The organism is Ignavibacteriales bacterium, from assembly GCA_016700155.1.
Lineage (GTDB): Bacteria > Bacteroidota > Ignavibacteria > Ignavibacteriales > Ignavibacteriaceae.
Genome location: CP065001.1, coordinates 784,062 through 805,674 on the forward strand (window position 1 = coordinate 784,062; position 21,613 = coordinate 805,674).

Below are 21,613 nucleotides of genomic sequence, written 5' to 3' on the forward strand. Positions count from 1 at the left end.
AATGAATAGTAAAAAGTTTAAATCATATTTTGATGGAATAAGCACACTCTGGTTTTTAGGCATAAAAAATTATGTTGTAATCGATATCGATGATTCATTAGCGAGGATCTCATTATTCAAACTTGCAGATGGAACTTTAAAATCAATTTATGCAAAAAAAATTCCTGCTTACAAATTGATCTCCTCCCGTACCTGTGAAGTAAACGAAGATGGTTACGAAATCAGAAGACAGATTAACTTATTGAAAGAACAAAATAGTATTAAAGAATTTGTTCTTGCGGTGAGTATTAATAACTATAAATATTTTAACGTATCAATACGTAAGGACATTGATGAAGATGAACTTGAAATTGAAGATCTGATTCGAAAACAACTTCCGGAAAATCTTAATTCAGACGATTTTGTTTTGAACTTTGGTATATTTTCGAGTGATGAATCCATCGCCAACTATTTGGTTACAATATCACGAAGAGAAGAATTCTGCCAATATCTTGAGTTTACCGGAAGATCAGGTGCAAGATTCACTTTTTTAATTCCTTTTCATTTTTCCTTAATAGGCTCTGGTTTTATTCAAGGGGACAGCAGCGATTTTATTGATGTTCAGAATAATAAAATCTCCCACTACTCAATTGATGCAAATAAAGTGATCACTAAGGATGAGTATTTATTTAATTCAGAAAATGCACCTGATCGAAATGAGTATGATTTTCAGTTGCTCGAAGTGATCAAGAAGATTTTGGAGCGGAAGGAAAAAACTAACAAGATCTCTCAGAGAGTGCCTGGAAATTATTTAATTGAATCCAGTCTGGAGAATAGTATTAATGTAGGACGGGTATTACGAAATTTAACATTAGAGGATGGTCAAAAATTTAATTATCAATTTGAGCAGAACAGCAAAACAAATATAGTGTTTGAATCTCTTTTCAATGATAGTGTTTTCAACTTTGAGATGTCAAATTATGCAAATCAAAAAAAAGAAATCGACGTTGAGAAGGCAATCAGTACAAGGTTATTAATTTGGACTTTTTCATTTTTACTTCTGTCACTTCTCGTGATGAACATACTGGGGATGTTGACTGACAATGCATTATCCGAACAAAATTCTGAAACTCAGGTGGTAAAGGAAATCGAAACCGCTACCCAAAAAATGGTTGAAAAGAATAACGAGTTAACGTACGATTTAAATTCATTAATTAATGTTAAAAATAAAAAAAGTTCTCTTTCGGATGTATTAAAGATATTTTCTGAATCATCATTGCCTGGTTTGAGATTAACAGAAATCAAATTGAATAGAAATAATTCTGACGGATATGAAGCTATAATAATTGGAGAAGCTTTCGCAAAGGAAGAAGTGATCCAATACATCAAAACACTCTCTGGAAATTCGAACTTAAATAAAATTGAATTGTTGTGGTTTGATAAAAAGAAATCAGGATTTAATAAACCAATCGAACCTGAAAATCCATTTAGATTTTCCGTAAGTATGAGTTACCGTGAAAATAAAAAATCGTAAATACAAACATACAATTACAATTACTTCCATAATTTTTATTCTGGTTTTATTATTTGAGGTTATTCCCAATTACTGGAAATTATCAGAAACATTATATTCACTTGTATCAGAGAAATTAACTAAAACAAACGCTGAGGATTTAGAAGCAGAACTCAACAGCCTGAAAAGGAATCATATTCAACTAAAAAAAATGCTTTATGGAGAATTTAATTCTGTGTCTGACAAAGACAATTATTTGAATGCATTGGAAAAATTCAATATTGAGGACAGTAAGTTCAGAGTTTCGTTTAACTCCATTAAACCTATTAAGAAGATAAAAAAGGGAAGGTTAAATTTTCAACGATTTAGCCTTGAGTTCAGCTGTGACTATGAAAATGTGTATAACTATTGCAGGTGGTTGGAGTATAAAAATCTTGCAATGAATTTTGAAGAAATAGTTATTTCAAAACAAAAAGATTCAGAAAATCTTCAAATATCGGGAACAGTAGATGTGTTAATTGCAGGTGGGATTGATGAATAAGAAAATCAACTTACCATTAATTCTTATCACAATCACAATATGGGGATTGATATTATATAATTTTGCTGATGCTATCTGGTTAAAACAGAATGACGCAATCATTGAAAATAAAATTGAAAATTCGTTTTCTGATAAAAGGGATAAACCATTTCCCATTAAAATGTTTGAGTATGAAATCCTTGATCAGGATCCATTTGGGCGAAAATCGGCTGCCATCGTTAACGATAGAAGGGAACCGATACAAACCGAACTTCCGATCATAAACAATTATGACAGAATTAATTTTGGAGTGACAGGGATTGTTATTAATGGTGAGAACAAAAATATTGTTCTAAATGATGAGACAAATTCAAAGATTGTATTTCTTAAAGAAGGGGACATATATCAAGGATTGAAAATCCACCGTGTGTCAAAGCAGCAAGTTGAACTTGTTCACATTCTCTCAGGTGAAAAAATTATTTCACACCTCAAGTAATTTCCTAAATCTAATTTATTCACACTTGCCTTTTATATCCGTAGAACTACGTAAATAAAAATCGCGTAGTTCTACTGATTCATCCAAACTGTCAGCCCATTAAGTTAATTCTTGATATTTCAGAAAATATTTTTAATGAGGTGGAAAATGAAGCGAGCTTTGACATTTGCAATCATCGTTATCTGTGGAATGATTTCTTTTAAACTGTATGCACAATCCCAATACATTCCTCAAAGCACAGGTGAAAAATTTAATGAAAGAGGTTACATCAAGAGTACAAGTAAAAGTCTGACTAATAACGAAATAGTATCAGACTATGATGGAAATCTAAGTATTGTATATTCTTCTCCTGTTAAAGCTCCAAATGATATGGGGGGTGACATTACAATAACGTATAATGCAAATGTTGAACACAGAATGTTCGTTCGAGATGAATATTATTCTTGGGATAATAATTATGGTTATCCAGTCAATTCTTCAGAGTGGATAATTGGTTATAAGGGGTTCGCCTTACAGACTTTGAATTTTGAAGCTAATTTTTATTCTAATAAACTTAATGATCCTTATACCATTAACAATTTACAAGGGGAAGAAATTCCTCTACTTATTCCAGGTTATAGTTATTCAAATAATATTGGTAATAGTACAAACGGGTTGCCTCCCGAATTCTATCAAACAGATTATATCGTTTTACTCCTAGCCGATGGCTCCTCAACAACTTTAACTAATTCACAGGCAAATTCACGGGTCGGAATGTATGTATCAAATTCTCTTGATGATCCAACATACGCTATAGTGGAGTTTATAAATTCCAATCAATATTTAAGACGTATGTATCTAAAAAAAGGTGATGGTTTAACGTACTTCTTTGTTGAAGATTCTGCAAAATTTTATGACTACTCTCCATATTCACTTGAACGGGATCCAAGAATTATGTACCTGACTGAAATATGGTCACCTAATGGTGATACTTTAAGATTTAATTATGCATATGCAGGTGATCAACAATGTCTTGTGTCTGGTCATGATTATGGTAGAAAACTATTCACCGGGATGGGTGTCTCAAAAGGAAGTACTTTTTCCGGAGCTGAATTTTATCTTGATTATATTACAGTGGATTTATATGGCGTATCACATGTAAGACAGATTAAAATTGAGAATACTTCAAGAGATGATGATTATTATTTAAATATTTTGTGGGGTACAGAAACTGGGTCCTCTTGGTTCAGTCCAAACAGGGCAAACAGTATATCAAATACAAAATCAAAGCATGTGGCTTCAATTGTGGATAATATGGGTCGAAAAGACGAATTTTTTTATCAAAGTGATAAGAAATTTTATAAAGATTTTGATGAATATTTTAGTTTTTTTGCACCACTATATAAACTGAAAAGTATTGAATATTTTAATGGTAAAAAGTCAGTCTTCAATTACTTGGATCATCTCCCCAATATTGCGTTCAAATTTCAGAAGCCCGGGTCTTTCGCTTTCAATTCTGAATTCCTTAATACCACACAAAGAGATAAAGAAACTTCCATAATGATGGATTCGATTAATCGTTATAACAGTTTTGAGGAAATTCAATCAGAGTTTCAGACAGTTAAATATGAATATGGAAGTTCATATACAACTTTTAACCCAAATCGACTACAATCAATAGGAATATGGACCCAAACAAGAACAACAAATAAAGATTTCTTAGACAACTCATCTCCAAATGAAATTAATTCTGCAAAATACTTTTCGAAATATATAGCAGGCTTTGCCATTAACTGGAACATGGATTTTACTTCTGTGATAAAGCTTGAGAAAGAAATTGAAGTATCAGATAATATTCGAAGAGTTAAAATACATAATTATGATATTGGGACTGAACAATTAAATAGTTTTTATAATGGTACATTTAGGTTAATTAATGATATAGTGTCAGATAGAAATTTGGCGATGAATGATTCTTTGGTAAGAACTATTAATTATGAGTATGTTCATGAATCAATAAATTTTATGTCTTTACATCCATATTTTACGAAAGATTTCGTCACGATTGAAAAAACCATCGATTCAAAAGGACTGACAACGTCACGATTATTTTATAATATTTTTGATTCGAATGGTTTAATGAACCCAGAATCACGTTATAAAATGTCAATACTGAAATCATCCAAAATTTATAACGGATCTTTAATAAGTGATTCGGTAGTTTATAGTTATGATTTAAACTACTCTGGAACAAAATTCGGTAAATTATTATCCGAAATAAATTATACTGATCCTTCTAAACCGATTACAACACTATTTGAGTACAACACTTCGGGAACCTTGCCATCTCCATGGAATAACATGTACCCAAATCTTTATAAATGGCATTTGAACAGCACAAATTTAGACAATAAAGTGTTTACGCATTATAAATATTCAGAAAGTGCTTTTGATGTGGATTCGGTAGTATACGATCCTGGTGGTTATCAATATGTTTTTAATGAAAACTGGGAAATAATAGACACAATTATTGTCCCTCCTAGATATAAATATTTTTTAAAATACAGTATAAATGGAAAACTTGAATTGACAGATGGTACTATCAAAGATTCTACAATTAAGTGCTTGGTGAACGGTTTTTATATGCAGGAACCACTCAAAACAAGTGTTGTTTTCAATGGTGACGATACTCTTACTTACACTGCAGTGAGAAATTTAAAAGGAAATGTAACACAAGAAATAGATGTAAATGGTTTTTATTCAGAATATTTTTATGATGGTGACGGAAGGATAGTCAAAGCGAATCTGCCCGGGAGTTTTCCTGTTGGCAGCCAAGTGTTTATCGATACAACAGCAATCCGTTACATTGATGACCCAAAACTTGAACGAACTTTGTTAATGCGAACAGACGGTTACTTTTTTGTCGATCCGATCGGCATTAGAATTGAATCATATGCCGGTGATGAAGTAGCGCAGGGAGATGGTATGGTTGGCGAAGACTCAGAAAGCGGAGGCGGTGAAGAACTGCCGCAAAATCCGTGGGATCCGCCATTACCGGGAGAAACACCACCATCTGTTTTTTATTATGGCTTTCTAAATGAACCTATGATTTTATCAAATGTTATTACTGTAGATGAAGCAATGTTGACATTGAAGATGGACTGGTCACAAATTTCTGGTGATCAGGAGAAACGTTTCGGAATATATGGCATAACGCAATCGTACAACTATGGTCAAGCCAGCTATAACACTATTGGAAATATTACAGTTGACTTTACGGATAATTCCATATCAACAATTGATGTCTCCTCGATTGTGAATGCAATAAAAGCTGCCGGACAAAATTTATATGGATTCAAATTTATAGCATCTCTTGAAGACTATTCAAGAGATTGTTATACCACACTCACATTTTCAACCGATACACTTTTATATCTTGATGTTTCGTTAGTTGTAAATAGCATAGATACTTCTACAACCGCCGGAAGTGTATTATACACGTATGATGATATCGCGGACAAAATTGAAATGACAAAAAGATTTAATTTTGATCCACTAAACCCGCTTAATGAAGAATCATTATTCGAGTATGATGCGATGGGTCAGTTAAGACGAGCTAAAGTTTTAGGTACGAATGGATACGAAATTAAAGAAGAAACAAAACCAAATTATTTGGGATTGACTTCCGAGACTAAGGATGCAGAAAACAGAAAACAATTTTTTAAATACGATGGTTTTTCACGTCCGAAAGAACAAAGATATGTTACTGATAGTCCAAGTTCTCCCAAAAAAACCTTTACATATGAACCACTTTTAAATTATGAGGTTAGTACCAGTACTGATGAGGATAATAAGTATGTAAAAACATATTCAGATAAAGTTGGCAATATTATAAAAGAGGAGAAAGATTCTATTATCACCGAGTTTTATTATAACGGAATAAATCAATTGGATTCAGTTAAAACTCCGGCCGGAAAAATTCTTAAATATAAATATGATAGTCGTGGAAGATTATCCGAGAGAACAACACCGGATGATGGAACTTATAAATTTAAATATGATAAGCTGGGCAACCTGAGGTTTAAATATCACAACAGCGGCAACTACCCGGTATTCTTTACAAAGTATGATACACTTAACAGACCTGAGATAGTTGCAGAAGCTGTTGTCTCTGGTGGAATTGAATATCTTAATCCTGAGTCTACATATGCCTCAGAGACTAATGAATCAAATCGCTTAATGCAGTATATGTATGATAAGTATGAAAAAACCGGCGCATTTGTTAATATGACAAACCCAACAATTCTCAGTCTTATTAATAAGTTTAATCACAAAGGCAGGCTTGCTGCCATTGCTTTCAGGAGTAAGACTACAGATCCCTGGAGTTATAAAGTTTTTGCATATGACTCGAGAGGAAGAGTGAAGGAACTGTGGGTAAAATTTGAAGATAAATCCTGGAAGCAAATTATTAATAAGTATGATCATTTTGGAAATCTTGTCAAGCAATCAATACCTGCTGATTTTCACTATTGGTATGATTATGATCGTCAAGGCAGATTAAAAGAAGTAAGAACAAGCGCTGATGATAATAAATCTCTGGCTAAGCTTGAAGCAGTTTTAGACTATAATAAAGACAATAAAATCTTACAGCTGGCATACCCGGATTTACAGGAAACACAGGACAGAATCACGTATACTTATGATAACAGAGGCAGATTATACAGCTTGCAAAACTTAATTATCTTTGATACAGGAGAAGAATTAATTGATGAGTACGGACGGTTTGTTGAAAACCTTACTTATTCAGCAAATGGAAATATCATATCACAATACATTTCCAATATGAGTAATACGAGTTGGTCACCTTTAAATCTAAGTTATACATATGATGCACTAAACAGACTAACACAGACTAAAAATAATGGAATCGAAATAGAAAGTTACACTTATAACGCTGATGGTAATTTCGGCACAAAAAACAGACCTGATAAAACGATGTCATATAATTATTACTCGAATACGAACAGACTTTATGCAGCCCAGATAAATGGAATGTTTAAGACGTATAATTACGATGCAAAAGGAAATGTAATTAGTGATGGATTAAGAAATGTAAACTCCTTAACTTATGACTACAGAAACTTACCTTTATCAATGGTAAAACCCGGAACCGGAACATTAAGTTATAAATATGATGAAAGCGGAAACCGGATTTATAAAGACGCTGTATCTACTAAAGAGTATTATTTGCGAGATCACTCGGGAAGAGAATTAGCAATATACGATGGCACTACAAATAAAATTAAAATGACGAATATTTATGCAAATGGTTTGATCGGCAGAGCTGATGCACATTGGACTCCTGATTCTTTGTGTGTAGAGGAAATACCTGGACAACCTTGCTATTATATATATTTCGATTCAAGAAAGGATGAAAGATTTTATTATATAAAAGATCACTTAGGTAATATAAGAGCCGTTGTTGATTCTACGGGAGTACCGGTTTCAGGATATGATTACTACCCGTACGGAGAAGTACTGAGACAGTATCAAACCGGTGCCAGCGTTACTGACCGTTACAAATTCACTGAAAAGGAACGCGACATTGAAACCAACTACGATTACTTTGGTGCGCGGTATTACGATAGTGAACTTGGCAGGTGGCTGCAGGTTGACCCGCTTGCTGATAAGTATCCGGGCTGGAGTCCGTATAATTATACGATGAATAATCCTTTAAGATATTTTGATCCGAATGGAATGAGTGTCGCTACACCTACACCTGATGATGAAAAGAAAAATTCTAAAACTACAGAAAAAAAAGAAACTAAGAATAATCAAAAGGGCCTAAATATTACAGCATTTAGCGGGGCCATAGCATTAGGGGGAGGATATAATTTCGAAATAGGAATTGGAATGGATGCTCAGGGGAATTTTAAACTTTTTGGCAGTTTTGGACCTAGTGTTGGGGTTGCTGCAAATATTGGATTAGAATCAGTATATATGCCTGATTTTACAACAGAAGACCTGCAGACTACGAATAATATGAATGAAACTACTAGTGAGATTGAAATACCATTGGTTGCTCCTGGACTAGGTATCAATGTAGTTTTAGATTCACAAAATAACAGCCACACACCTAGAGGAGTAGGGCTTAATCTAAGTGTTGGTGCGGGCGGTAGCATGAATGGGAGTTTTGGAGTTGTTACTACTAAAAGTCAGAATCTTATGGAAAAAGCAGATAAATTAATAAAGGAAAATATGAGGCTGGAAAAAAATCGTAAACCTGTTCTGTTTTTTACAAAATAAACATGAATAATTTCATTATCTATATATTATCTCTTATCGTTGCTGGGTTGATTAATTTAGCTTTGAGATTAAAAGCACTTAAATTATTAAAAAATGAATTTGTTGTTTTTAAATTTAGAATACTTTTAAATTTGAGATTCCCAACTAAAGAATACTTTATGGGAAACGGCTGGAGTTATTGGCTCGTTCATATGATATTAGGCTACATTGAAATTTTTATTTTTATAGTTGGTTATTTTATTTTTATACAAAAATAATAATTTGACAATGAAAATTTTGTAGGCTTAATGAATCTAAATGCTCAAGATTAAGCATTTATTTAAACTAACTACTTTTTCATTTTCAATTCGAAAAAATATCGGATGTCAATTATTTAACTGAAAGTAAACAATGCCTCAGCTTAGATTGCTTTTTGTAATCTTTTTACTTTTTATATTTTAACAATTAATTTTATGTTAATCTAATTCATTATGCATTATTACTACTTAACCTTGTAAAAGATTCTTAGGAGTTATGTAGTTGATTGTCAACATTAATGACAAATACAAGCCTGCCTGCCGGCAAGGCAGGTTCACACCGAAAAGGAACGCGACACAGAAACCAACTCTGATTACTTTGGTGCAAGATATTACGACAGCGAACTTGGCAGGTGGCACTATCTTTAACTCTTTGTGGTGAAGTATCTTTTTGTCTCATATAATAGCTGAACAAACTAAGTTGTAATTTGCAATTTTTAATGCTTTACTCAAATTAGTAGAACTATAGATTCCTTAAACCCACCAAATAACTAACATTCCAACGGTGATTTCATAAACATTAATTAACTGGTGTAGTGTGTTCAATAAAATACCACATAAAGAAATTGTAGAGTTTTATACAAGCACAAAACGTAATAAAAATAAACATTATAAGATTAGCTTTTCTGCATTCAAGCCCATTAAACAAGCTTATGTTCTTCTTCATTTTTACTCAAGACTTCGTGAGCAAAATGAACTAATTCAGTGGAGCTATGTAAATTGTATTTTTGAATAATCTTACTCCTATGAGTTTCCACTGTACGGGTTGAGACATACAGCTTTTCAGCAATTTCTTTAGAAGTAAATCCTTTTGCCAGGCAATATAAAATTTCATTTTCTCTTTTCGTTAAACCCTCTAATTCAATCAGTTTTTGTTTTGTTACCGTTTCAGGTTTAAATGGTTTTTGTGAAAAACGGAATAGGAAGACATCACCAAGCATCACACTTTTTATTGCCAGGTTTAATTCATTAGGGCATATATTTTTGCTTATCACACCCTTAGTCAGATCCCATAGTCTTGTCCTACAAATTTCCTGATCTTCACTTAGTGACATAAGAATTATTTTAATTTTTGAATTCAGTTCCTCGATTGCCTCAACTGTCGGCAATATTTCCGGATTGGAAATACACATATCTAATAACACAATATCTGGCGGATTTTTTTTACACTTGGATAAAGTCTCTGCCCCATCTTCAGCTTCATCAATTACAATGAGGTGAGGTATTGAATTCAAAAGCTGAATAATACCTTCCTTAACTAATCTCTGGTTCTCCGCAACGATAATTTTAATAAGATTCCCTTGTACCATAATGCCTGCTCCGTGTTAATTGTTAAATTTTTTGTTCATCTCCATTTTTAAATTTTGCTTTGGTTCAAAATTGAAAACACAATTTTAGAATAAAATAATTTGCATAAATATTTTATTAATAAATTATGTACAGCGTAGTAATTGAATTTTATTTTAAGGACAGATAAAATCGATGTGCTAGATAAGAAAAATGAATGGAACTCTTTTCGAACTGTAAACCCATTGCCAAGAAATTGCATCCCAAGACTCTGCTCGTTAATGGAACCCACTATGTATTTATCTACCATTGGAATATGTCATTCACAATGGAGTGCCAACATAAAAAAAACTATTGGATGGGTCAAGATTAAAATTACATTTTATGTATTAAGAAACTAATATCAAATTTGATCGGGATCCAAAAGTGTAAAGAAATGTTGCAGCAGGTAAAAAATGGCATAGCTCCATTTTTTTATTGAAATAAAATGTGTGTCTAGATAAAATTTTACGGCGAATCACAGTTACTACGTCAGTGTTATAAATAAAATTCTGAACTGATATGTATTGTCAATTTTCCATTAAAAGAGATAATAGAATTATTTTTCCGTATTGCTTGATTTTTATTCTATTCCTTTAGAAGTTGCAAATGGCTTTTGAATGATGACTTTGATGAGGGTGGAAAAAACGGAGTTACGAAAGCTGATTTCCTACCAGGTACTGCTGCGGATATATTATGAACAGGGGTTGATAGTCAACAAATAACAAAATCACTAATTCTTACTTTCTAACTTAATTCATATTCAGAATTATAGGGCGAAGGGTTTTGACGCATTTACAGTTTAATACAATTTCACTCTTTTACTTTTTACAGACTCAAATAGTTTTTGAATACAGATACACATCTGTAATCGAAATGGATAGAGTATTAATAATTTATTGGAAAGTTTTTTGGATGGGAAAATTAAAAAAGCAAACTCTGCCTGAAATTGAATCAACATTAGTTTCTAATGATACTGCAGTTACCAAGCCTAGACTTAATAAATTGATTATAAAAAACTTTAGAAGTATCGGGCAGAAACCTGTAGAAATAGAATTAGACGATATAGTAGTACTTGTTGGACCTAATAACGTAGGGAAAAGTTCTATTCTAAAAGCCTATGAATTAGTGATGAATCATGGTTCAAATAAATGTGCTATGTCAACAGAAGATTTTCCTAATGGTAAAATTGAAGATGGACGATATCCCGAAATAGAATTACAGACTATAGTTTATGATAATAGCCCTGGTGAGCAATGGATATTTATAACACAGTCAAAAGAAAAACTTGTTAGAGAAAGATGGATATGGAAAAAAGAAGGGCAACCAGTAAGACAAGGTTTTAATGTAGAAAAAAATGATTGGGACGATAAAGTTCCTTGGGGCGCACCAAATATCGCAAAATCACGAAGACCTGAACCGCACCGAGTAAACGCATTTGATCCACCAGAAGAACAATCCAAAGCTATCACAGACCTTTTAATAAAAATTTTAATTGATAGGATAAAGAGTATAAAAGGTGACGATAAAGAAAAATCCACCTATGATTCGATCCTTGAAAATGTTAAGGAATTTCAAAAAAAGGTTGTAAATGATTCACAAGCTGAAATTAAAAAGGTTGAAGATGAATTATCTTCTTCGATAAGTCAGGTATTCTCAAACCATACTATAAAGTTCGATGCAAAACCCGAAGATAATCTTGATAAAGCAATTTCACTATTTAAAGCTAACCCGCTTTTGTTAATGGGACCTAAAGACGGATATCTAAGTACAATTGATAGACAAGGAAGTGGAGTTAGAAGAACACTTTTATGGACAGCTCTTAGAATTATTACAGAAAACCAAAAGACTTCAAGTAAAACCGATGAAACTGTTACAGTTCGACCAAATGTTCTTTTATTAGATGAACCGGAAATATGTTTACATCCAAATGCAATCAGAGATGCTTGCAATGTATTATATAATCTCCCCAAATCTGGAAGATGGCAGGTTATGGTAACAACACATTCACCGGCATTTATTGACATATCAAGAGATAATACAACAATCATAAGGGTCTATAAAGATGACAGAGGTGATGTTCAAGGAACAACAGTATATAGACCTAGTACAGTGAACTTAACAAAAGACGATAGAGAAAATCTTAAACTACTAAATATTTTTGATCCTTATGTAGCTGAGTTTTTCTTTGGTGGTAAAACAATAATCGTTGAGGGTGATACTGAATACACTGCTTTAAAATTCGTTATTGCCCATAAACCAGAATCATATAAAAATGTACATATCATAAGGGCTAGAGGGAAGGCAACAATTGTTTCGCTGGTAAAAATCCTAAATCATTTCGGTTCAAACTTCTCAGTATTACATGATAGCGATATCCCTACAGCGATAAGGAATGGTAAGACAATTGTTAACGGTGCATGGACTAAAAACAATGATATAATGAAAGAGATTAAAAATAAGCAAAGCAATTTCAAAGTACGACTTTTTGCCTCAGTCCCAAACTTTGAGTTTGCATTTCTTGGAGTAAAAGTCGATAACGAAAAACCCTACAACGCATTGTTGCAACTAAAAGAAAGCTCTGAAGTTTTTAGCAATATCGAAAAATTATTGAGTGTTCTTATTTCAGATTCTAAAGATTTACCTGTTGGATGCATTGAATGGAATTCGATTGAACAATTAAAAAAGGAATTGGAGGAAAATTAAAATGAAAGTAAAAAATCTTTTGTTTATCGGTCTTGTTTTTATCTTGCTTATGTCTTGTGGAGGGAAAGAGGATAATAAAATAAAAATAGGGGCAATCGTTTTTTTATCGGGGGATGCCGCAGAATATGGTGCCTGGGTAAAAAATGGACTTGAATTAGCTAAGGATGAAATAAACAGGAAGGAAGATATAAATTTTGAAAAAATTGAGATAGTATATGAAGATGATAAATCAACTCCTAAAGAAGCCGTGACTGCTTTTAATAAGATGATGAGTGAGTTTGCATATCCTATAATCATTGCAGGATTAACTAGTTCAAGTACACTCTCAATTACTCCCTTAGCCGAAAAAAACAAGGTGGTGCTATTTTCTCCTTGCTCCTCAAATCCTAAAATTTCATCCGCTGGAGATTATATTTTTAGGAATTGGCCATCAGACAATTTAGAAGGTGAAGCGATGGCTAGATTTGCATATAACGCATTGAATATTAAAAAAGTGGCGATCGTTGCATTAAATAATGATTATGGTTTAGGTCTTAGGGAAGTATTTACAAATAATTTTATAAGTGAAGGTGGTGAAGTTGTATACTCTGACCAAATTAATGAAGGACAACGAGAATTTAGAACAATTATTCAAAAATTAAAATCTGCTAATATTAAGGCAGTATATATCCCTTCGCATGCTCAAGAGTGTGCTCATTTTATCAGACAATCTAAAGAACTGGGATATACACCCCAATTTTTAAGTTGTGTAACTTTTCAATCATCTGAGTTATTCAAAATTGCAGGAAATGCAGCTGAAGGCTCATTATTTACTACTCCGGGTTTTGATATAAATAATAATGATTCTTTAGTTGTTGATTTCAGAAAAAAATATAATTTAAAGTATAATACTGAACCTGAAGTTTTTGCTGCTCAGAGTTATGACGCCTTAAAAATAATTGCATATGTAATAAAAAACTATGGGTATTCTTCAGAAATAATAAAGAATGAGTTGTATAAAATAAAAAATTACCCAGGAGTTAGTGGATTAACAACTTTTGATAGTAACGGTGATGTTCAAAAACCAGTAATGATAAAAAAAGTTCAAAATGGTGAGTTCAAAGTTCTTGTAAAAAGTTATTTATGATTGCATATAAAACAATAATTCAGAGCGTAAATTCATTTTATGATAATATTGGACCGTTATATGATATTATCTATCCAAATTATGAAAAAATTGAAGCTGGACTTATAAAATCATTGTCCCAAAAAAAAATAATCAATAATAACCAAAAAATATTGGATGTAGGATGTGGCAGCGGATATTTTTTAAGGGAATTAGAAAAATTAAATAATAATCTAGTGCTGACAGGATTGGATATCAGTAAAAAAAGCATAGCTAATGCAATTATATTAACAAAAAAAGAATCCAAGATTAGATATAAAAAAGAAGATATCATTGAATACAATGGAGATAAATTTGATGTAATTGTATGTTTAGGTAATACACTTATTCATTATCCTCTTCTGTACCAAAAAAAAATACTTAATAAGTTGTATACCTTACTAAATAGTAGCGGATTATTGCTAATTGATATCTACAAAGACTGGCAGAAATATTTTAGTGATATTAAAAGATTTGAACCGAAAGGTTATAAAACAAATAAATTAACTTACTTTTCCTTTATTTATACAATTGGATCTAAGCATTATATAAAAAGAAATGTCTGTTTTGCCAAATATAAAAACAAAAAAAAACAAGAAATGCCCTTTGAATTCAAACAATATGTAATAAAACAATACCCTTTTATTTTAGACCGGAATAGGAGAGGATTAAGTTTTAAAGATATTGAGGAGGTTGAATTAGAGGATAAACTTAAACTTTATAAGTACTTTATGTTAAAAAAATAACTATGAAGAAAAAAATATTGTTATATCGTTTTTTTGCACTTTTATTAGTATCAATTCTTTCTATAGGATTTGGTTTTTTTAGAATATTGAATAATCCCAATATAGTAGGCAAAGAATTGTTTTTAGTAATTTTTAGTTTAATTGTAATCCCAATAGTTTCTCAAATAACAAATTTATTTTTTATCATTTTTAGGTTTGATAAAATTGTAGAATCTTTTAATGAAGTAAAAAAAGAAATTGATATATCATTAGATAAACTCAAAACACAATTCCCACAAATAATATTCCCTCAAATTTATTTAACTAGACTAGAAGTAAATTCAAAGTCTCTTGTTTTATTTTCTTTCTCAAAACTTCTCCATAAAAAATATGAAACAGATCTCAATGATCTAAGTCAAGGACACATTTATGAATATATTCCCTTTAAGTACCACGAATTTGTAAAAAATATTTTTAGTCATTGTAATACAAAGATATTAGCTACTAGCATAGTAAACCCAAAAAGTTTTTGGCAGCAACCGAAATCTGAAGACTATTTACAATACAATCAGGGATTAATAAAAAGCGGTAAAGAAATAAGGAGATATTTTTTTCTAATTTCTGGCAAAGAAAATGAGTACAAAGATATCTTAGCTACAAACCTAACTATTGGGGTCAAAGTTTTTCTGATATGTGAAAATGATATACCTGATGAATTTAAAGAAAAATTAATTCAAGATGTCGGATTAATTGATGATGAAATAGCAATCACAAGTGAAGTAAATATGAAAACTAGAACTATTACTAAAGTTGAAGGTTGGATGGGTCAAGATCAAATTGAAAAAATAAATGAAGTTAAAGAAATATTTACATCATTAAATACAATAAAAAAGACAATATTCGAAGTATATAATTGTTCTGAAGAGGAGATGAAAGCAACCGCAAAAACTTTCTGGAAAAACTAAATTGTGTACACTCAAATTATCATAAATATATTGTTTTTAACTTTTATCTACATTTTATTTTCTTTGAGTTTCAATATAATTTATGAAAATACAAAATTCTTTCACTTTGCCCACGCTGTAATCTTCACATCCAGTGCTTACTTCACTTTTTTATTTATTCAAATATTAGGCTGGTCTTTTTTCGTTGCAATTCCTACTGCAATAATATCTGCTTGTTTGGTTGGTTGTATGACTGAATGGTTTATTTATAAACCACTGCGTAAAAAGAAATCATCTTCAATTATTTTGCTTCTTGCTTCACTTGGTATTTACATTGTATTGCAAAACTTAATTTCACTTTTCTTTGGGGATGATACAAAATCAATACGCAACTGGGAGGTAAAAGAGGGAATTGAGATTGCAGGAGCTTATGTAACGCCGGTTCAAATAATTATCATCGTTACTAGTTTGTTGCTGGTTGTATGTTGTGCTGCGTACTTACATTATACTAAAACAGGTAAAGCAATGCGTGCAGTTGCAAGCGATAGCGAGCTTTCAAAACTTTCTGGTATTAAAAGCGACAGGATAGTTTTAATTTCATTTGCTATCGGTTCTGCACTTGCAGGTATTGCAGGCATCCTTGTTGCGCTGGATGTCGATATGACTCCAACTATGGGTATGAGTATGCTTTTAATGGGAGTCGTTGCAATGATAGTAGGTGGTGTTGGCAGTATTTGGGGAATTGTTCTCGGTTCGCTTCTTCTTACAACAGCACAAAACCTTGCAGTGTGGTATATTAGCTCCCAATGGATGGACGCGAGCGCGTTTGTAATTCTGCTCATCTTTCTTCTCTTCAAACCTGAAGGTTTTATGGGGAAGAAGATTCGAAAGGCGAATGTGTGATGGGTCAGGCAGGTGGAATACAAAAAATAAAAAATTACAAAATTTAAAGATTGAAAAATTGTTCAAATAGCAAGTTGAGCGTTATATATAAAAGTATATAATTGTATAAAAGCATATGGAAGTTTCTGCAGGAATTTGAAAACAATTTTTAGTTAGAGGTGTATATGTCAATGAACGAATTGAAAAACCTGATACATAACCTGGTGGATAAATCAGAAAATAAATATCTGCTTGAGGCTGTTCTTAATCTCTTTTCACTTTCAGATGAAGAACCGGGAGATAAGTTATGGCAGAACCTGACTGATCAACAGAGAAAATTGATTCTTAAAGCATTTGAACATAGTGAATCAGGCAACGAACTTTTAGATCACAGTAAAGTTCTAACGCAGATCAAAAATGAAATATAAAATTCGCTGGACCACCGAAGCATATTCCGATCTCTCACATATTGTTCATTTTATCAAGAATAGTTTTGGGCAAAATTCAACAGATGATTTTATAAATAAAATAGATTCAACTGTAAATTTACTATCGCTTTTTCCTCAACGTGTTAAAAGTAAATGAAGGTATAAGCAAATATGAAGCTTAGGAACGGATTGGCTTTTAAAACTCTTAATTACTTTTTCAGAGAAGAGAAGGGAAGATAAGTTCCTGGAATACTTACTTCATATACTGATTCTCATCGCTATTTATTCGATACTTGCTGTGTCACTAAACTTATTAGTAGGTTACACCGGAATTCTTTCAATTGCTCACGCTGCGTTTTATGGTGTAGGCGCTTATGTTACTGCTTTGATGGCATTAAGATTAGAGACACCATTCCTGCTTAATCTGTTTTTGTCTATAACTGCAGCCGGAGCTTTTGGTGCTTTAGTCGGCATTCCTTCACTTCGTTTAAGGGATGACTATTTTGTAATTGCTACGTTCGCTTTTCAAATAATTGTTTTTAGCATACTCAATAATCTTGTTGATTTTACGGGCGGTCCGCTAGGCTTACCCGGAATTCCTCAGCCAGTTATTTTTGGATATGAGATTTCAACTCATACTGAATTCTTGATACTCGTTGCAATTCTTGCGGGGTTAACATACTTAGCAGCTTACAGAATTGTAAAATCTCCGTTTGGCAGATTACTTAAAGCGATACGCGAGGATGAAGTATTCACACAAGCTGTGGGAAGAAATGTAGCATCAGCAAAAGTAAAAATATTTATGGTTAGCGCGGCACTTGCATCTACAGCAGGAGTGATATATGCAACATACATAACCTATATCGATCCAACCAGTTTTACAGTTACAGAATCAATATTTATCATTTCAATTGTTATTATTGGAGGCGCAGGTAATCTAAAAGGTTCACTTCTTGGTGCAGCATTTTTAGTTGCATTGCCTGAATTACTGCGGTTCGTCGGGCTACCGAATTCAATTGCAGCTAATGTAAGACAAATACTTTATGGTGCATTGTTAGTAATTATGATGATGTGGAGACCAAAAGGTTTTTTAGGTGAATACGCTTTTGATAAAGGTCAGGGGTCGGGTGTAAAAAGTAAGAAGGCGGAAGATGCTTAAAGTATCAAACATCTCTAAAAAATTTGATGGAGTTACTGCTCTTAACAGTTTTGCGCTTGAAATTAAGGAAAAGGAAATACTTGGATTAATTGGTCCAAATGGTGCGGGCAAAACTACTTTGTTTAATGTTCTTTCAGGTTTTATAAAACCCGACTCAGGCGAAATCATTTTTGAAGATGCAAACATAACCGGTTTAAGTCCTTATCAAATAGTCTCAAGAGGAATAACAAGGACGTTCCAGAATCTAAGATTAATAAGACAAATTTCAGTTCTTGATAATATACTTTTATCTTTTAATCATCAGTACGGAGAAAAGTTATTTAACATTTTCTTTAAGCAAAAAAAATGGCTGCAAGTGGAAAAGGCAGATAAGGAAAATGCTATGCGACTTCTTGAATATGCCGGGATTCAGGATAAAGCAAATGATCTTGCTAATGATCTATCCTATGGTCAGCAAAAATTGTTGAGTATAATTTGTTGTTTGGCTGCTGATACAAAACTACTTTTATTTGATGAACCGGCTGCAGGCATAAACCCTGAGATGAGAAAAAAGATTTTGAAGATTATAGCGGAACTTCCGGAAAGAAATAAATCAGCCATAATAATCGAACACGATATGGATTTTATATCAGAACTATGCGACAGGGTTTGTTTTATGGATATGGGAGTTAAAATCAGTGAAGGTACACCGGAAGAAGTAAAAAATGATCCCAAAGTAATTGAAGCTTACCTTGAATAACATGCTGCAGATAAAAAATCTAAATACAGGTTATGATAAGAAGCAGGTTTTGTTTGATGTTTCAATTGAACTGAAACCTGGAGAAGTTGTATCAGTTATTGGTCCAAATGGTTCAGGAAAATCCACATTGCTAAAAACGGTTTGTGGATTTATTCCAAGCTGGTCAGGCGAATTATTTATAAACGAAACAAAGATTAACGGAAATGAACCACCTGAAAATTTAAAATTGGGGATTAGTTTTTGCCCGCAAGGTAATAGGGTTTTTAATGACCTGTCTGTGAAAGAAAACCTTGAAATTGGCGGTTATATTCTTATGAAGAATGAAATCAAAGACAGGATTGAGAAAATACTGGAGATATTTCCGAAACTTAAAGATAAATTAAAACAAGAAGCTGGCTTGTTAAGCGGGGGCGAACAGCAAATGCTTGCAGTTGCAAGAGCATTAATTCCGGAACCCAAAATTTTATTACTTGATGAACCTTCATTAGGATTAGCACCAAACCTGATCGATGATTTATTTGAAAAATTTATTGAGCTAAATAAAAATTTTAATCTTTCAATTTTAATAGTTGAACAGAAGGTAAAAGAAGTGTTGTCTATATCAAATCGTACTTATGGTTTGAAACTTGGTAAGGTTCATTTTGAAGAGAGTTCAGCGACACTATTAATTAACAAAGAAAAATTGAAAGACTTATTCTTATAGAATTTACTCTTAAACTAATCCTCATTTTTTAATGACTGATCTAATGAACCACCCATCGCGCAGGTTAAAATAATATATCTCAAAAATTCAGTCGATACAGAGTCCTTATCAAATTCAGAAACGAGGGTTTCTAAATTCTTGTTAAATGCGATCGCACTACCTCGATCAGTTATCTTTCTGAATAATTCTGTAGATATAGTCAACCTCCTAGCTTCCTCATCGATTATACTACTTATGATTTTTTTCATGTGTTATCTTGAATTGTAGGTGTAAATTAATAAAAACAATCAATACATGATTACAGAACAATTTATTTTTTGTTTCATCATTTTTATGGTTTATAAATAATCATCTACATGAGCAAGACAATTTGAGCTATCTAATTGCTAGAAATATTAAAATTCAGAATGGAGTTTAGAATTCAATTAAGCAGAAATTATTGCATTTAAACTAGTGTGAATGATGTGTGAAGAAACACTCATTTACTTTTAACTCATTATAGTAAAATGACTTAGATGTAAACCTTTGACTCCCCGCACCTCCACAAATGTTTTATTTTTTAGTCGGTATAATAAATCGTACCGTGGTGTATTTGGAGAAGCAGGTTTTGCTTTCAAAAATGTCTATTTATTCCCCCTCACATTAATAATTCGCTTACTTTTATTCTTCCAATAGCCTTATTCCAAGATTATTGACTTTATATCTTAATTATTTTAGCTTTGCAATCGTTTGCGGGAACGTTTGCAAGAAATGAAACAAGTAACAATAAAAAATATTGCATCTCGTCTTAATCTTTCAGTTTCAACTGTTTCCCGTGCATTGAATGACCATCCCGATATTCACTCACAAACAAAAGTTTTAGTTAATAAAGTTGCAGGGGAACTTGGCTATAACCCGAACATCATAGCAAGAAATTTAAAATCAAGCCGCTCAAATCAGATCGGAGTGATAGTTCCCGAAATACGCCATGACTTTTTTGCAAATGCTATAAGTGGAATCGAAGAAGTTGCTTATCAAAAAGGTTATACAATTGTTATCGCTCAATCGAATGAGCAGCAGGAGCGGGAAATAATAAATTTAAACTCAATGTACCTGCATAGAGTTTCAGGAATTATTGCATCTGTCTCACAAACAACAACTAAAAGCGACCATTTTAAAAGACTTATTGATAACGGTGTTAAAATGGTTTTTTTTGACAGAGTATGCGATGATCTAAATACTCCAAGAGTGAGAATTGATGATATGCAAAGTTCTTATAAAGTGGTTGAGTATCTAATCAAAAAGGGTTATGGAAAAGTAGTTCACTTTGCAGGACCGCAAACTCTGGAAATATGTAAGAACAGAAGATTGGGTTATGAAAAAGCACTCAATGATCTAAATGTAAATTACAACCCGATTATTTTTGAAGGTGGTATGCATGAAAATGACGGATATAGTCACGCCGATAAATTAATTAAAGATGGAATTACTAACTGTGCAATATTCGCTGTTAATGATCCTGTTGCAGTTGGTGCAATTAAACGGCTAAAGGAATCCCAAATAAATGTTCCTGGACAAATCGGCATCGCAGGTTTTTCTAATAATCCGATTACTGAAATGATAAGTCCTACTCTTACAACTGTTGATCAGCATCCTTTTGAAATGGGAAAGAGAGCAGCAGAAATATTAATTGATGAAATAGAAGGACAAACACCATCACACCCTGATTTAGATATCAAACTTGAAACTGAATTAATAATCAGGGAATCGACTTGAAATATTTTTATAT

General features: G+C 32.4%; 17 protein-coding genes. 15 read left to right on the plus strand and 2 right to left on the minus strand.

Annotation, left to right across the window (positions count from 1 at the left end):
• Nucleotide 1: 1 nt before the first annotated feature.
• From IPM56_03195 to IPM56_03210, 4 genes are all read left to right on the plus strand, one after another.
• The gene (locus IPM56_03195; GenBank protein ID QQS36976.1) at nucleotides 2-1,513 is read left to right on the plus strand and encodes a hypothetical protein; all 1,512 of its coding nucleotides are present in this window, start codon (nucleotides 2-4) and stop codon (nucleotides 1,511-1,513) included.
• The gene (locus tag IPM56_03200) at nucleotides 1,494-2,033 is read left to right on the plus strand and encodes a hypothetical protein (protein QQS36977.1); all 540 of its coding nucleotides are present in this window, start codon (nucleotides 1,494-1,496) and stop codon (nucleotides 2,031-2,033) included. Before IPM56_03195 ends, IPM56_03200 begins: the two co-directional genes overlap by 20 nt.
• Nucleotides 2,026-2,508 (plus strand): hypothetical protein, encoded by a 483-nt coding sequence (locus tag IPM56_03205; protein QQS36978.1) that lies wholly within the window; start codon nucleotides 2,026-2,028, stop codon nucleotides 2,506-2,508. The genes IPM56_03200 and IPM56_03205 overlap by 8 nt, the downstream gene beginning before the upstream one ends.
• Before the next feature lie 147 nt (nucleotides 2,509-2,655).
• Nucleotides 2,656-8,793, plus strand: coding sequence for a hypothetical protein (locus IPM56_03210; GenBank protein QQS36979.1), 6,138 nt, complete (start codon nucleotides 2,656-2,658; stop codon nucleotides 8,791-8,793).
• Between the two features lie 937 nt (nucleotides 8,794-9,730).
• On the opposite strand, the gene IPM56_03215 is transcribed toward IPM56_03210, so the two are convergent.
• Nucleotides 9,731-10,399, minus strand: coding sequence for a response regulator transcription factor (locus tag IPM56_03215; GenBank protein ID QQS36980.1), 669 nt, complete (start codon nucleotides 10,397-10,399; stop codon nucleotides 9,731-9,733).
• Between the two features lie 931 nt (nucleotides 10,400-11,330).
• Here IPM56_03215 and IPM56_03220 point away from each other — a divergent pair.
• The 10 genes from IPM56_03220 (at nucleotide 11,331) to IPM56_03265 (ending at nucleotide 19,845) form a co-directional block, all read left to right on the plus strand.
• Nucleotides 11,331-13,121, plus strand: a complete 1,791-nt coding sequence (locus tag IPM56_03220) for an AAA family ATPase (protein QQS38213.1) — start codon at nucleotides 11,331-11,333, stop codon at nucleotides 13,119-13,121.
• Nucleotide 13,122: 1 nt separating this feature from the next.
• Complete coding sequence (locus IPM56_03225) at nucleotides 13,123-14,247, plus strand: ABC transporter substrate-binding protein (GenBank protein ID QQS36981.1); 1,125 nt, start codon at nucleotides 13,123-13,125, stop codon at nucleotides 14,245-14,247.
• Nucleotides 14,244-15,011, plus strand: coding sequence for a class I SAM-dependent methyltransferase (locus IPM56_03230; protein ID QQS36982.1), 768 nt, complete (start codon nucleotides 14,244-14,246; stop codon nucleotides 15,009-15,011). Before IPM56_03225 ends, IPM56_03230 begins: the two co-directional genes overlap by 4 nt.
• 2 nt (nucleotides 15,012-15,013) lie before the next feature.
• Nucleotides 15,014-15,955, plus strand: coding sequence for a hypothetical protein (locus tag IPM56_03235; protein ID QQS36983.1), 942 nt, complete (start codon nucleotides 15,014-15,016; stop codon nucleotides 15,953-15,955).
• 3 nt (nucleotides 15,956-15,958) lie between these two features.
• Nucleotides 15,959-16,837, plus strand: a complete 879-nt coding sequence (locus IPM56_03240) for a branched-chain amino acid ABC transporter permease (GenBank protein QQS36984.1) — start codon at nucleotides 15,959-15,961, stop codon at nucleotides 16,835-16,837.
• A 170-nt stretch (nucleotides 16,838-17,007) separates the two neighbouring features.
• On the plus strand, nucleotides 17,008-17,244 hold the full coding sequence (locus IPM56_03245) for a hypothetical protein (protein ID QQS36985.1): 237 nt from the start codon (nucleotides 17,008-17,010) through the stop codon (nucleotides 17,242-17,244).
• A complete protein-coding gene (locus IPM56_03250; GenBank protein ID QQS36986.1) occupies nucleotides 17,234-17,401 on the plus strand; it encodes a type II toxin-antitoxin system RelE/ParE family toxin in 168 nt (55 codons plus the stop codon). Before IPM56_03245 ends, IPM56_03250 begins: the two co-directional genes overlap by 11 nt.
• A gap of 87 nt (nucleotides 17,402-17,488) precedes the next feature.
• Nucleotides 17,489-18,403 carry a branched-chain amino acid ABC transporter permease gene (locus IPM56_03255; GenBank protein QQS38214.1) on the plus strand — a complete coding sequence of 305 codons (915 nt, stop codon included), beginning with the start codon at nucleotides 17,489-17,491 and terminating at the stop codon, nucleotides 18,401-18,403.
• Nucleotides 18,396-19,142, plus strand: coding sequence for an ABC transporter ATP-binding protein (locus IPM56_03260; GenBank protein QQS36987.1), 747 nt, complete (start codon nucleotides 18,396-18,398; stop codon nucleotides 19,140-19,142). The genes IPM56_03255 and IPM56_03260 overlap by 8 nt, the downstream gene beginning before the upstream one ends.
• Nucleotide 19,143: 1 nt before the next feature.
• Complete coding sequence (locus IPM56_03265; protein ID QQS36988.1) at nucleotides 19,144-19,845, plus strand: ABC transporter ATP-binding protein; 702 nt, start codon at nucleotides 19,144-19,146, stop codon at nucleotides 19,843-19,845.
• Nucleotides 19,846-19,859: 14 nt separating this feature from the next.
• On the opposite strand, the gene IPM56_03270 is transcribed toward IPM56_03265, so the two are convergent.
• The gene (locus IPM56_03270) at nucleotides 19,860-20,093 is read right to left on the minus strand and encodes a hypothetical protein (GenBank protein QQS36989.1); all 234 of its coding nucleotides are present in this window, start codon (nucleotides 20,091-20,093) and stop codon (nucleotides 19,860-19,862) included.
• 502 nt (nucleotides 20,094-20,595) lie between these two features.
• Here IPM56_03270 and IPM56_03275 point away from each other — a divergent pair.
• Complete coding sequence (locus IPM56_03275; GenBank protein QQS36990.1) at nucleotides 20,596-21,600, plus strand: LacI family DNA-binding transcriptional regulator; 1,005 nt, start codon at nucleotides 20,596-20,598, stop codon at nucleotides 21,598-21,600.
• The last annotated feature ends 13 nt before the right edge of the window (nucleotides 21,601-21,613 follow it).